Source organism: bacterium (genome assembly GCA_040755795.1).
Classification (GTDB): domain Bacteria; phylum UBA9089; class CG2-30-40-21; order CG2-30-40-21; family SBAY01; genus JBFLXS01.
Map to the genome: position 1 here is coordinate 1 of JBFLXS010000067.1, position 14,334 is coordinate 14,334.

Below are 14,334 nucleotides of genomic sequence, written 5' to 3' on the forward strand. Positions count from 1 at the left end.
AAGTGTTCTATTGGATGCATCGTTATTCCACCTCCCAAACAAAATCTCCAGAATAATACACTATGTACTTCTGTTATCTTTATCGACATTTTCTCTCACAAACTTTAGCTAATTTAGGACACCACCATAAATTGCACAGGCTATATGTAAGGAATCAAATTTTCTCAACCCGTTACGATAAAATAAATTAGCTTCATTTATTATTGTAGGATTCTCGTAGACGTCAACCATAGCATATTTTTTCCATCCACTAATTTGCCTTCTTCTTTCAGCAAAGTGATTTTTGCTATTTTCGTAATCAAGGATATATGACCATGCCAGCTGAAAATTACCTAAACGGATTCCCTCTTGAATTTTTAGTTTTGCTTCAACTTCAAGTTTAATTCGTAACTGTGATTGGTCGTCAAATGGTCGATTAAAACAACAGTTATCAAGATATATCTTCATTATGATATTCCTTTGATGATTAGGCAGAAAGTCAGAACTTTACTATAGATGGCATAGAGAACACAGAGAAACATTACGCTAACCATAGTAAGATTAACCTGTTATAACAACCTGCATGGCTGTTTCTTAACTAACTTTTCTGCTTTTTAAGACTTTTTGGCGTGCCATCATTTATTATACAGCATAAAGATCTGGATGTCAATCAAAAAAAATTCCTACTTGCTACTCATACCTAACATAGCCATCATCGGAAGGCAGTCACCGTTTCTTGCCGATTTGTACCCGGCAGGGTTATATCTCCTTCCCTGTATTTGCGAGGATTCTCTCTAAAGCCTTTATCACTTATCCATAGACTGCATTAAGCATTTGTTCTACTTCAGTAACACGAGTTTTAACCAATTCATTAATTAAATCTTGTTGCGTTAGATTGCGTTTAGTTAACCCTTGATAAAATGTCCTAAGTTTTTTGAGTGCTGTTTTTCCACCAATGACTAAATGACGCTTTGTTGACTCGTTCCACAACGTATTAAAAATAGGAGTGTACTGTTTAGTAATTGTTTTTAAATCAATGCGTGGTGGGAGAAATTTTTCATGAAGCGTCAAATAGCTTCCGTAACAATCAAGATATTGATCTTTAAATAATTGTTCCCAAAATTCAACAAATTTATTGCGATCCTCCATTTGAATGAATTTTTCAATAATTATGGGAAAAAGAAAACAATTCTCGATTTCTTTTCCAGGAGTAAATATTACGGCAATATTATCTTTAGCCAGATTTTGAGAAACTTCTTGTAAATGCTCTTCAGGATAATAGTCTCTATCTAATACGACAACACAAGGAATATCTCTTCCAATAAGGATTTTGTAGGCATCTCTATAGTATTTAGCTTTTGGATATTCACAAAATCCATTTAAAGGAATACCAAAGGCATTATTTGATATTCCAAAGCCATCAGCTAATGCGGCAATAATTTTGAAATCCGATAGTTCTTCGGTGAATATAAGTCGATCATATGTTTCAAACTGAGAGGCTACTAAATTAAAATTACTTCCAACATGAGATCGTACTAAATCTAAATATACTCGGTCAGTTGTAGATTTAATTTTTGGACTTGAAGAAGATTTGCAGATATGAATAATATGACTTACATTGACATTATTCATTAATTCTATTGAATGTGTAGCAATAATGACGCTACCATGATAATATTGATGAAGTATCGAAATAAGATCATTTTGCTTCTCAGCATGAAGATTGATTTCTGGTTCATCAAGTACAAGTATGGAAGTATTTCTTAAACGTACTAAGTGAGTTACAATTTGAAACCAAACTTGCAGTCCTTGCCCTGCCCATGCGAGTTCTCTGTCAATCTTGTTTTCTTGAAAAAAACAGCGAAGTGTATTATCCTGAGAATGGTATTCATAATCAAATAATTTAATAGATGACCAAGTTGAGTTTATTATCTCTTGAACAAGTTGATATTCTTCTTTTGTAAGAAGTTGGGCAAAATGATTTCGAAGATGTCGAGGTGCAAGTGTAGTATTTAGACTCGCACGAATATGTTTCATTGTTAAATACTCCTCATCTTCAGCTAAAGGTCCAAGCGGGGGAATAAAACCGAAAATATCCTTTATGTCGGAAGGAAGATATCCACTATAGTCAGCATAGATTAAATTCCGTGGTTCATTTAAAAAAACCTCTATCGTTAAATTATTTTCAAAGGTTGCCGTTATCTGAGCTATTTCTCCTGAATAATTATGAAGTGTTCGGCCAATATTAATATTTTCAATAGATTGCTGAGAAAGACGGTAGTAAGTGTTATGATCAAGTACTATCCGCTGTTTATTATTAAATGACTGACTGGCTGAGGCGATGAGTTTTAACGCAAAAATTATAGTTGATTTACCTTCATTATTTTTCCCTGTTAATAACAAACAGACAGGTTCTTCCTCAACAAAAGGTATTTCATATGAAAAGAATGGGCCAAAATTTGAAAGTTTAAGATTTCTTAGTCTCATTTATTTTTTATGTACTGTTGCGTTCTTATATGTCTAACGATAGAGTTCAGCGGCGGCGGGGAGAATTACCATAGAACTTTGTAAGCAGAACAAGACTTTGGTAAACCTCAAAACTTTGAAAAGCAGCACGCCCCCCACCGTCCGCTGCAACGATTTGTTAGAATTCTTTTTTATTTTCTCACACAAAGCCTCAAAGCACACCAAGATTTATTGTTTTTATTCAATTCCTTTGTGACTTTGTGTCTCTGTGTGATTAATTCTAATGCTTCACTTCACCCGCACGCGGAGCGTGTCAGGTGCAAGCGGTTGTTAGGCGTTCTTATCATGTAACACCTTTTCTAAATCAATAAAGTCATATTCAGGCTCCTTAATAAAAAGGTCGCCTTTAATTGATTTTAATTTTGTGATGCTCGCTTTAATAGCGTGTTCCGATTGGTCAATTCCAATCCATCGTCTGTTATTGATATGGGCTGATTTTAACGTTGTTCCTGAACCACAGAAACAATCTAAAACTATGCTTTCTGGATTTGAAGAAGTGCGAATAATTAAATCCAACAGCTCATAATTTTTTTCAGTTGGATAGTCAGGATATTGTGGGTCTTTGAATTCCCAAACATCTTGAACCCTTTTCCCTTCTCTTTCGTCTGCATAAATTATTTTTCTTGGGTTTCCAGTTGGAGACCATTCAATTAGTCCTTCTTTGTCCCATTGTTCAAGAGTTTCAACATCCGTGCGCCAATGCCTGCCTTTAGGAGGCATCATTCCCTTGAACGGCTGATTGGATTTCCCGTTTTCCGTTTCGCCAGGGGCATGAATTGGCACAGTTGTATATCTTCTTCCTTGTTTATCTATTTTGGGAAACAACTTTTCGAGGTCTTTCTCTGTATATTTCTCTCGTGGTTCGTTCCAAATAGGATTTGATGATTTAGTGTAAAACAAGATAAGGTCTTTGATGTTACCATACCCAATGCGGTCAAAATTCTTCGGATTACACTTTATTCTTGTAATGTCATTTCTGAAATTTTCAATTCCAAAAATTTCATCCATCATCACTTTGATGTAATGCCCAATTTTATAGTCAATATGAACATAAATGGAACCTTGCTCAGACATCAACTCATGCAACAGAACTATTCTTGCTCTCAAGAACTCAACAAACTTCTTCCCCATGAGTTTATCTGAATAGGCAATATCGCCATTTCTTGAATTGCTGATTGTAGATGCTCTGCCATCCGTAATTGTAAAATTACCACCTGTTGCAAAAGGAGGATCAATGTAAACTAAATCTATTCTACCCTTGAAATTTTTATTCTGCAAAAGGTAATTGAGTCCTTGAATATTATCCCCTTTGATAAGTAAATCTTGCATGAGCTATTCTTCCTTCATAAGTTGTATAGGAATTCACGCAATACCAACGAACTCATAATATTGTAATCTTTATAAGTGGTTGTTATGGATTTATACATTTTGTTGTTACTTCTTATGTATAACACACCATCTAAGATAGCAACTTTTATAGCCCTAACCCCTTTTGCTTCAATAGTGCTGATTGCATCATTGAATTGTGCGTTCTGGTGTCCACCAAAATCGGTAAGAAATTTCGCCTCTCCGATAATGTATTTACCCTTAAATCTTGCTATGAAATCCAGTCCCTTAATGTGTTGATAGGCCAAATTATCTTTTGCAAACTCCATCATAGCATTGTCGCTCGCATCTAAGATAGCATCATTATCATTGGCTATAAATTCGGCTAAATCAACAGGTGTGATACCGAGAGATTTTTTTCTCATCCACTCCCGAAACATAGGGCCAATCTGTCGGTTTGTTTCTTTTGGTTCACTTGACCTTTCATATATTTTATCAAGTCCCATCTCATAAAGTCGTCCACAAATACGGTTGACGGTTCTTGGATTTCTATCAATTGCGGAACTATCTCTTTTTAGGTATGCCACATAACTGTCTTTTATTGGGAAGAGATCAAGTCTCAAGAGTTCTCTGATGAGAGTGTCATTGTCTCTGCGACTAAAGGCTTGCTCAACATTAGTCCATATCTCTTCGTCAATGTCCCTTATCCCTTCGGGAATGGTTGGATACACTTGAAAGAGGTCATCAAGATATGACCTTTGATTTGCATACTCTATGCTTAATTCAATCCATCTGTTCATTCTGGTCTCCTGTTTTTACGCCTAACCTAAAGGTTGCTACTACACTTATCGAATGTCACAGGTTAATTCGTGTCTATTTGTGGCTAATTTTCCTAATTCTCTGTGTCTCTGTGGCTGAACGCTTACACTTTTAATTTCGTGAAATCCGACATAAGTATACATTAAAAATGAATAAATTTCAACAAAAATATTTAAACTTATCAAATTTTTCCCTTTAATTTTGGGTCAAGAATGTCTCTTAGTCCGTCTCCTGATAGATTGAAACCAATCACTACTGTTGCAATCGCCAGTCCTGGGAAAATGGAAAACCAGGGTGCGGTAAGGATAAAATTACTTCCAATGCTGACGATTGAACCCCAACTTGGAGTTGGTGGTTGTGCACCTAAACCGAGAAAACTTAAAGATGCCTCACTTAAAATATATCCACCAATCCTTAAAGTAGCGACAACAATAATTATCGGAAAGATATTTGGCAGGATATGTCTTAAAATTATCCGGACATCAGAGGCGCCAATGACTCTTGCCGCCTCGATATAATCCTGTTCTTTAAGAGATAAAACTATTCCTCTGATTAATCTGGCAAATTCTGCCCACCCAACGGTAGCTAAAGCAATATAAAGAGTAATTAAACCTGGTCCAACTGCGACCGCAACTCCAATTGCCAGAAGTAACCCAGGAAAGGCTAACATAATGTCTGTTAAGGCAATAATCAATTTATCTATCTTACCACCGACATAACCTCCGATACCTCCAAAGACAAAACCAATAAACATGGCTAAAAAAGTCGCTATTGTGCCCACGGTTAATGAAATTCGGGCACCATATAAAATCCGCGAGAATATATCTCGTCCAAGATTATCTGTGCCACAAAGATGTTGACAATCTGGAGATTTTAGTCTTTGTTTTAGGTTAATTTCATAGGGGGAATACGGAGCAATTATCGGTGCACAAATAGCAAGAATAATGAAAACAGTGATTATAATTAGTCCTATTAAAGTTGTCTTGTTTTTATATAATCTTTTCATGTAATTATTCAGCCTTATTATATTTCACCACAGAGACGCAGAGAGTAATCTTTACTCTTCTAAACCTAAAACCATTCTTCTCATTCTATGTTTTAGCACATATTTTGAAATCCTAAATTCCAAATTCTACATTGGAATTTATTTGTCCACAGATTAATTCATTTATATTCATCTTCTCTGCGTCCTCTGTGCCTCTGCGGTGAATAGTTACCTTTTCATTTTACCCTGATTTTTGGATTTAGAAAATGATATAAAATATCTACGATTAAATTAACGATAACAAAGACAAAAGCCCCAAACAGCACAACACCCATCACTACTGGTATGTCCCTTTTTATAATTCCTTCAACCGCATATCTGCCAAGTCCTGGCCAGCCAAATACTGTTTCTGTCAGAACTGAACCATTAAGATAACTCCCAAAGTCTAATCCAATAATTGTTACAATCGGGATAAGGCTATTTTTTAAGGTATGTTTAAATATGACCACACTTTCTTTTAATCCTTTTGCCCTTGCGGTTCTAATATAATCTTCTCCTAATATTTCTAATATTGATGTTCTTGTAATTCGGGCAATTAAAGCCACCGAGCGTAATCCCAGAGTAGTCGCGGGTAAAATAAGATAAAGAATATCTCCATCACCCATTCCTGAGGCTGGTAGCCAGCCAAGTTTAATCGAAAAGATAAAAATAAGAAGTAGTCCAAACCAGAATACCGGCGTAGAAATACCCAATACGGCTGAAACCATAGTTAATCTATCCCAGATGGAATTTCTGGTAACCGCCGCAAAAATTCCCATTGGGAGACCCAATAAGATAGCAATAACCATCGCCGATATTGCCAATTTTAAGGTATTTGGGAATTTCTCAATGATTGTTTCTGTAACTTCCTGTTTAGTTGAAAAAGACCGACCTAAATTACCATGGATGACTCTATTCAGATAACAGAAATATTGAATATGGAATGGTTTATCAAGTCCCATTTCTTCCCGTATCTGTTGAAGGGTTTGGGCATTGACCCTTTCTCCAACTATACCTGAAGTAGGGTCGCCGGGGATAATATAAATCAGGATAAAAGTAATCGTCGCTATCCCGAATAAAACAGGAATGGTTAGTAATAATCGTTTAATAATGTAAATTAGCATTTCCCGATAAGTGTATCACAAAGCTGGGGTTTTGTCAACTCGCAGGGGTGCAAAGCAGACAATAATTTGAAAGCAATTTTGTAACTATTCAGCCACTGATTAACACGGATTAGCACGGATAAATACAGAGGGCAGGGGACAGATGAGAAAGGGAGAAACGGAGAAGAAGAGGAGACACGAGGCACTATACCTGAATTTGCCTTCAACCTTGAGCCTAATTACGGACACGGATACCGGACACGATTCACGAATTTTCAGTGTTTCATCCGTGTCCATCTGCGGCTGAATAGTTACTTTAGGAGTTTTTGGTGAAAGGGTTTTAGGTGGTTGATGATTTAGGATGCACAGAGTTCACTAATCTCTTTTCTCTTTTATCTTCGCTGTTTTTCCTTTTCTATCTCTTAAATAATACAGTTTAGCCCTGCGGACAATCCCTTGTTTTGTAATTGTAATTTTTTGGATAGAAGGGGAATAGACGGGAAAAGTTTTCTCTACGCCTATGCCATAAGAAATGCGTCTAATGGTAAAGTTTTTCCCAATACCTTCTCCTCGTTCTCTAATAACAGTTCCTTCAAAGTTCTGAACGCGGTGTTTTTCTCCCTCGACGATTTTGATACTTACCTTGACTGTATCTCCCGGGTTAAAACGGGGTATTTTTTTCTTTAATTCTGGTAAAGCATCTTCTGTAATTAACATTTCTTTACTACTCATTTTTAATTTTAATCTCCTTTCTTTTGGAAGTAGAGAGTAGCAAGTAGAGAGTAGAGAGATTTTTTGTTTGACTTTTTATTCTCTCTACTCTCTTCTCTCTACTCTCTACCCTCTACTTCCTTGTATCTGTTGTAGTAACTTTTTATCCTCTACTGATAATATTGCTTTTTCTAAAAGGTCAGGTCTTTTAGTTAATGTTTTTAACAAAGCCTGTTTTTTTCGCCAGAGCCTGATTTTTTCATGATTACCCGAAAGTAACACTTCAGGGACTTTCAATCCCCTAAAGTTTTGTGGGCGAGTGTACTGGGGGTGAGCTAAAAGTTGGCAAGCAAAGGAATCCGAGTTTAAAGACTCCAGATTTCCCAGAACACCTGGAATAAGTCTGATGATAGCATCAATTATCACCAAACAAGGTATCTCACCCCCGGTCAGAATGTAATCTCCAATCGATATCTCTAAATCAACTATCTTCTCAACTATTCTCTCATCTACACCTTCATAATGTCCACAGATGAATATTAAATGGTTTTCTGCAGACAGAGTTTTTGCTATTTCCTGATTAAATACCTTCCCCTGTGGTGTAAGAAGAACAACTAACCCTGGTGCTAATGACTCAACTGTTTTAAAGACTGGTTCTGCTTTAATGACCATTCCCGGGCCGCCTCCATAAGGGGTATCATCTACAGTTTGGTGTTTATCATCAACAAAATCTCGCGGGTTATGTAAATCAATTTCTACTAACCCTTGAGTTTGTGCTCGCTGGATGATACTTGTTTTTAATGGACTATCAAAAAACTCCGGGAATAGTGTCAGAATATCAATTTTCAATTTGAACCTTTCTACCTTATTCCAGAATCTCTAACACTGCCCTTGTCATAGTTTTAGCCGCGGCCGCATTAATTACTATTCGGATGGCTTTAATGATTCTTCCTTGTTTCCCAATGACCTTACCAATGTCCTGCTGAGCTACTTTCAACTCCAAAATAATTGTTTTTTCGCTTTTTACTTCGTTAACTTTAACCTCTTCTGGTTTATCCACTAATGATTTAACGATATACTCGACTAGCTCTTTCATTTTATTCATCCCTCCAATTTCTTTTTAGATTTAGTTTTTGTCTCATGAAATTTGCACATCACACCTATTTGCTTAAATAGTCTTTGCACAGTTAGACTTGGTTGAGCACCTTTGCTTAACCAATCTAATGCCCGTTCTTCATTGACGACTAATGGTTTATCCTTGAGTATTGGATGATAGTGTCCAATGATTTCGAGTGATTCACCATCTCGAGGGCATCTTGAGTCACACACTACAATTCTATATGCTGGAGCCTTTTTTGCACCAGTTCTGGTTAATCTTATTCTTACCGGCACTTAATCACCACCTTTCCTTTTTATGATTAGGGTATTCTCCCTATTTCTCTTTCCCATGATTCAGGTTTTTTCCCTTCTGTTATCCTGGGTCTACTTACTGGTTCTTCATAATCTTGCTGTTCTATTTCGCCAAATTTTTCTACAAAGGAAACCTTTTTATAATCTGTTTTTAATAAAAGTGCTTTTGTCCGAATAACAAGTTTCACATTTGGATTTATTCGCTCAATTACCGCTATTTTTCCCCCCGGGTTATCCGCAATATGTTTCTTAATCTGATTTAATGCCTCAATACCCCTTTTCAGGCTTTCTTCAACTTCTTTACATTCTTTCAGACAACTAACTGCTTCTTCTTTTCTTCCTTGAGCCACTAATATATTATATTTCAATCTTGTTTCTTTCAATTGAGCCTGTTCAATTTTTATCATTTCTTCTAAGGCGGTCATTTCTTGTCTTAGAGCTGGGTCTATTCCCACTTCGATTTCTGTCAGGGGTTCTGAAATCGAGCCAATATTTTTAGCATTTACTTCTTTGCCAGCACAGATTCTACCCCCGATAATAGTTCCTTTTTTCCCTTCGAGAACGATAACATTTCCGCCCGCATCCACATGACTATGGATAATAGAATCTGTGACAGTAACATCTCCTTTTACTTCTACTGTCGCATTTTCAATGAACTTACAAGTCAGATTGCCTTTTGAATAGATATAACTTCTTTTGCCACGAATTCCATATTTAACTTCAATATCTTTCTCTGCACGGATGGTGGCATTATCTACTCCACCATTAATAATCACATTTTCTTCTGATATAACTCTAAATCCCTCGCGGACATCACCATCAATCTCTACCGTCCCGATGAAGTGAATATTTCCCACATTCATATTCACATCACCTTTAAGTCGGTATATTGTTTCTACACCTATCTTTGCATCTTTCCAGACCACATAACCTTTAGCGGTAGAAATAAGGGTATAACCATTATCTCTAATTTCGGTATTTTGCCCAGCGGGTAATGGCATATCACTTCCATCGTGTGCCGGGACATCTTTACCCGTAACTGTTTTTCCCGGAGTTCCTTTTATCGGGGGATGTTTAGTGGCTAAAATTTCCCCTTTTTTTACATTTTCTATTAGTCCTAAATCCCGATAATCTACTCGGTCAGCCAGATCAGTTAACAATCTTGGCTTTAAACTCTTTGTAAATCTATATTCAATTATTGCATCTTTGCCTTCTATTGGTGGTGTGCCTTCTGCAATTAGAATGGGTTCACCGATTATTTTCTCTTTGATGATTTGTGAGACAACTTCACCCTTTATCCCATAAACTACGCCGCTATTCCACAATTTATGCATAATCACATTCATATCTAATAAAGCCCCGTTTTCACCAAAGGAATTAACCTGTAAAGTTGCCTTCATCCCATCCGGGTTTATTTCTATTTCTAAATCCTCTTTTTTCTTTTTTTTAACTGCTGTTTGGGATTGGTCCATTCTTTTATCCCTTATTCTCTAACTTTTTTTGGGTAGTTTTTTTAACACAGCCCCCCTTTTACAAACAATATCTAAAACTAGTGTCGTGTTGAGTAAGTTTTGCACGGGGCATCATCAGGTTTCGTAACCTGCAAACTGGTAATTGGTAACTGGTAATTGGTAACTGGTAATTGGTAACTGGTAATTGGTTAAATAGTTTCGTTCTAATCTCAGCTGGTAATTCCTCAGTTATCAGTGGTAAAAAGCTAAATAGAAATTTTCTCTCGCAAAGACGCAAAATTCGCAAAGATTATAATTTATTCCTTTGCGTTCTTTGCGCCTTAGCGAGAAATTTAATCTTTATGCCTTTCTTCCACCAATAACTGACCGATTACCTCAGCCGAACGGTATTTAATTACCAGTTACCAATCACCAGTTACCAGAATCAAATTCCGTGCGTTATTTGTTCAACACGACACTAGCTAAAGGCTACTTGAGTTTTTCTCACTATTGGCAATGGTTGTTAGGTTGAAGGAGCAAGGTAAAAAAATAAATTCCCTTGTTCCTTGAACCTACTGTTTCACTTCATCTGGGTAAATAATTACATTTTTTAATTAAGTATTTATTAATTTTACCATAAAATTCTAATTTTGTCAAGAGGCTGACCGAGAATTTTTTAAAAATATCGTAACTGTTCACCGCAGAGACACAGAGACGCAGAGAAGAAAATTAAAATTTATGGACGAGGATGGATTAACAAATCTGGCTTGCCTGCTGAACATTCGGCAAGCAGGTCCTATGTATTTCAATGGCTGCACCAATAATCTTTTCTGTTATCTGATTTATTTCCATATCTTCTCTGTTCCTCTGCGTCTCTGCGGTAAAGGACTACCTGAACGGTTACTCTAAATGTTTATCTTTTAAGTCACCACTTGCAATTTGCTTTTTAACCTGCGTAACAATTCTGCCTCATCTCGTATTTCTGACTTATCTATCTCGACACTGCTTAAAACATCAATATAAGCTCTGAGAATTGAGTTTTTAGTTATTCTTTCTTTTTTATTCTGTGTGGAGCGATTTCTCATTATTTTTCGCTCTAATTCTGTCAGAAATTCTAATTGGTCTGTTCGAAGCAAGATAGACAATTTTACTTCAAAGGTTTTAAATTTAGGCAATCTAACAGATTTAAGATGTGGCTCTTTCTTTTCAAATGTTGTAATTTCAAATATAGATTCTGCTCCTTTACCTAAAACTGCTCTTTTACTCATAACTAATCACCTCTTTTGCTAATTTATGATAATCTTGTGCTCCAAAGGAATTAGGAGCATATTTTTCAATCGGGAGTCCAAAAGATGGCGCCTCGGCTAATCGGACATTCTTACGGATTTTTGTATTAAACACCATATCTTTAAAATGTTCTTTGATTTTTTTATAGATAGCCTCACTTAGATTTGTTCGAGAATCATACAGCGTGGCAAGGACACCACATATTTTTAAGGTATGATTTAGTCTTTTAGTCACGACATCAATTGTTTTTAATAACTTTTTCATTCCCTCTAATGCAAAATATTCTGTTTGAACCGGGATGAGCACTTCTTGAGCGGTCGTAAAGGCATTTAAGGTTAAAAGTCCCAGAGAAGGTGGACAATCGAGAAGGATATAATCATAGTCTTTATCTATGTTATCCATACTATCTTTAAGTGCCGATTCACGACCAATAACATTGACCAATTCTATCTCTGCCCCGGATAGTTCAATATTTGCCGGAGATATATCCAATCCTTTAATTTCCGTAGGCATAACGACATCTTTTACTGTTTTCTCCGGGTCAACTAAAACATCATACATTGATTTTTGTAAGTCATAAATTTTAATCCCCATGTGAAGTGATGCGTTTCCCTGCGGGTCAAAGTCAATAAGTAATATCTTCCGGTTAAGATTAGCTAACGCCGTCGCCAGATTTACGGCTGTGGTCGTTTTTCCACAACCACCTTTTTGATTAGCAATGGCTATAATTCTGCACATAATTCACCTCCATCCGTTAAGTTCCAAAGTTCGGAATTTATTATACCATATTTTGTAGATAAATGTAAAGAAAAAAATTCGACCTGTGCCAATGCGTCAGTGAAATGGGAGGGATGTTCCTAAAAATACTTTTCTCACGCAGAGGCACAGAGATATTGTTCTCTTCTAAAAAATAGGTTCAAGATTGGTAAGGCCGAATAATTATTCACCCTTATTCCATTTTGCATCAAATTCTGAGAAGAGTCATTCCTTTTCTTACCCTCCACATTGTCTGCAATATTATCATAGGTTGGTAAAATTGGATGATTAACTGGAATCAGGAGAGAAGAGAAGAGAATAAATATTAGCCTGTGGATGCACAGCAATTCTCGGTGAATTTTTAGAGACTGAATTCACCTATGTTTAGGAGAGATAGAGAAAAATATTTTTCGTAAAGATTTTGAGAGGAAAATAAGGAATAATGAGTCTCTATCTAATTTTTCACCGAGAATTTCTGGTGGATGCATTTTTTTCTTGACTTTTTTTATTTTTTATGTTATATTTTTAAAAGTAGAAAGTATATAATCTAAAAATCTAATATGTCGAAAGGGGGGTAGAAAATGTTTAAGTTAAATTTTAAAATTAAGTTATTTAGTGTAATCAAATTAATTATGGCAGGGTTAATATGCTTCAGTTCTCTCGGATATGCTCAGATAAAATTAGAACAAAAAAACTCTATACCAATTAATGAGACAAAGCTAAGGGTTGATCAAACTATTCCAATTAGGGAGGATATCTCGATGAGTAAACCAACACTTAAAACTGAAGAGTTAATTCCAGGTAAGAAGGAGAGACTAACAGGTGAAATAAGTCTTAAGATTCACCAGACTATCCCAGTGAGTAAGGAAAGAGATGCACAACCGCTTAAGATTGAAGGGCTTACTCCAGCAACTGAAAAAACTCTTAAGTCAAATCTAAAGATAGAACGAACTATTCCAGTTAGTGAGGAGAGACCAATAAGTAAATCAAGTCTCAAGATTGATCAGACTATTCCAGTCAGCAAGGAAGGAAATACACAACTGCTTAAGATTGAAGGGCTTATTCCAGCAAGTGAAAAAACTCTTAAATCAAATCTAAAGATAGAACGAACTATTCCAGTTAGTGAGGAAGATTTAAATAAGTGAACATTAAATCTTAAAAAGTGAGGTTAATACTTAAAATGCTTAAGTTTTTGTTAAAGACCTGAATTTAACACTTAGAATTTATAAATTTTGTTCTTCTATGTAGATGAAAATTTTTGCTACTCTCAAAATAAAGGGGAAGAGAGTAAATGAAAAAGATTTTATCTATAATTGCTGTAGCATTGCTACTAAATAATATAGGGTTATCAATAGCAGGTGAAATCCTCAGCCCTCCTAATCCACCCACATTAAGTTCTCCTCCAAATGGTTCTAATGCACCAGGAACCGTAGTCCAGTTTAGATGGAATCCCTCACCAGGAGCAAATAATTATTGGTTACAGGTATCACTAAATAGTAATTTTACGCAACTTGTTTTTGATAAAGCAATAGGGAATTATATTGGAGTAAATTTATCTGGCTTCCCAGACAATGGAACTAAATATTGGTGGAGAGTGAAAGCAGGTAATGTAGAGGGCTGGAGTAGTTGGTCTTCGGTCTGGAATTTTACTAATGGACCAAGTAGTCCTCCTGATCCATCTACATTAATCTCTCCTCCAAATGGTTCTAATGCACCAGGAACCGTAGTTCAATTCAGATGGAATCCTTCCCCCAGAGCAAATAATTATTGGTTACAGGTATCACTAAATAGTAATTTTACGCAACTTGTTTTTGACTGAACTTTCGTCATTCATGCTGCTCTTGCGAGGACATGAACAAGAAAATTAAGAGGATTTAATCCCTTATTATCGTTATTAAAGCGATGATCTACTTTTGAGTGGATAAAAATGGGTTTAGAATGA

General features: G+C 36.0%; 16 protein-coding genes. 2 read left to right on the forward strand and 14 right to left on the reverse strand.

Annotated elements, in window-relative coordinates:
• Positions 1-108: 108 nt before the first annotated feature.
• The 14 genes from AB1414_06640 to AB1414_06705 all read right to left on the reverse strand — a co-directional run bounded on the left by AB1414_06640 (position 109) and on the right by AB1414_06705 (position 12,374).
• Complete coding sequence (locus AB1414_06640; protein MEW6607118.1) at positions 109-447, reverse strand: PIN domain protein; 339 nt, start codon at positions 445-447, stop codon at positions 109-111.
• Between the two features lie 342 nt (positions 448-789).
• Entirely contained in the window at positions 790-2,466 is a 1,677-nt protein-coding gene (locus tag AB1414_06645; GenBank protein MEW6607119.1) for an AAA family ATPase, read from the reverse strand.
• A 309-nt stretch (positions 2,467-2,775) separates the two neighbouring features.
• On the reverse strand, positions 2,776-3,834 hold the full coding sequence (locus AB1414_06650) for a site-specific DNA-methyltransferase (GenBank protein MEW6607120.1): 1,059 nt from the start codon (positions 3,832-3,834) through the stop codon (positions 2,776-2,778).
• Between the two features lie 14 nt (positions 3,835-3,848).
• Positions 3,849-4,631: a restriction endonuclease gene (locus AB1414_06655; protein MEW6607121.1), complete on the reverse strand. Its 783-nt coding sequence runs from the start codon at positions 4,629-4,631 to the stop codon at positions 3,849-3,851.
• A 200-nt stretch (positions 4,632-4,831) separates the two neighbouring features.
• A complete protein-coding gene (locus tag AB1414_06660) occupies positions 4,832-5,656 on the reverse strand; it encodes an ABC transporter permease (GenBank protein ID MEW6607122.1) in 825 nt (274 codons plus the stop codon).
• Between the two features lie 215 nt (positions 5,657-5,871).
• Positions 5,872-6,798 (reverse strand): ABC transporter permease, encoded by a 927-nt coding sequence (locus AB1414_06665; protein MEW6607123.1) that lies wholly within the window; start codon positions 6,796-6,798, stop codon positions 5,872-5,874.
• Between the two features lie 354 nt (positions 6,799-7,152).
• Entirely contained in the window at positions 7,153-7,509 is a 357-nt protein-coding gene (rplS, locus tag AB1414_06670) for a 50S ribosomal protein L19 (protein ID MEW6607124.1), read from the reverse strand.
• 105 nt (positions 7,510-7,614) lie between these two features.
• The gene (gene trmD, locus AB1414_06675) at positions 7,615-8,337 is read right to left on the reverse strand and encodes a tRNA (guanosine(37)-N1)-methyltransferase TrmD (GenBank protein ID MEW6607125.1); all 723 of its coding nucleotides are present in this window, start codon (positions 8,335-8,337) and stop codon (positions 7,615-7,617) included.
• Positions 8,338-8,353: 16 nt separating this feature from the next.
• Positions 8,354-8,584 (reverse strand): KH domain-containing protein, encoded by a 231-nt coding sequence (locus AB1414_06680; GenBank protein ID MEW6607126.1) that lies wholly within the window; start codon positions 8,582-8,584, stop codon positions 8,354-8,356.
• Positions 8,585-8,589: 5 nt separating this feature from the next.
• Positions 8,590-8,880 carry a 30S ribosomal protein S16 gene (gene rpsP, locus AB1414_06685; GenBank protein MEW6607127.1) on the reverse strand — a complete coding sequence of 97 codons (291 nt, stop codon included), beginning with the start codon at positions 8,878-8,880 and terminating at the stop codon, positions 8,590-8,592.
• A gap of 26 nt (positions 8,881-8,906) precedes the next feature.
• On the reverse strand, positions 8,907-10,370 hold the full coding sequence (locus tag AB1414_06690) for a FapA family protein (protein MEW6607128.1): 1,464 nt from the start codon (positions 10,368-10,370) through the stop codon (positions 8,907-8,909).
• 58 nt (positions 10,371-10,428) lie between these two features.
• Positions 10,429-10,656, reverse strand: coding sequence for a hypothetical protein (locus AB1414_06695; protein MEW6607129.1), 228 nt, complete (start codon positions 10,654-10,656; stop codon positions 10,429-10,431).
• A 613-nt stretch (positions 10,657-11,269) separates the two neighbouring features.
• Positions 11,270-11,617: a hypothetical protein gene (locus tag AB1414_06700; protein ID MEW6607130.1), complete on the reverse strand. Its 348-nt coding sequence runs from the start codon at positions 11,615-11,617 to the stop codon at positions 11,270-11,272.
• Positions 11,610-12,374 carry an AAA family ATPase gene (locus AB1414_06705; GenBank protein MEW6607131.1) on the reverse strand — a complete coding sequence of 255 codons (765 nt, stop codon included), beginning with the start codon at positions 12,372-12,374 and terminating at the stop codon, positions 11,610-11,612. Before AB1414_06705 ends, AB1414_06700 begins: the two co-directional genes overlap by 8 nt.
• A 599-nt stretch (positions 12,375-12,973) precedes the next feature.
• Between AB1414_06705 and AB1414_06710 the strand changes: the two genes are divergently transcribed.
• Positions 12,974-13,537, forward strand: coding sequence for a hypothetical protein (locus AB1414_06710; GenBank protein ID MEW6607132.1), 564 nt, complete (start codon positions 12,974-12,976; stop codon positions 13,535-13,537).
• Positions 13,538-13,683: 146 nt separating this feature from the next.
• Positions 13,684-14,211: a hypothetical protein gene (locus AB1414_06715; GenBank protein MEW6607133.1), complete on the forward strand. Its 528-nt coding sequence runs from the start codon at positions 13,684-13,686 to the stop codon at positions 14,209-14,211.
• Positions 14,212-14,334 lie beyond the last annotated feature (123 nt).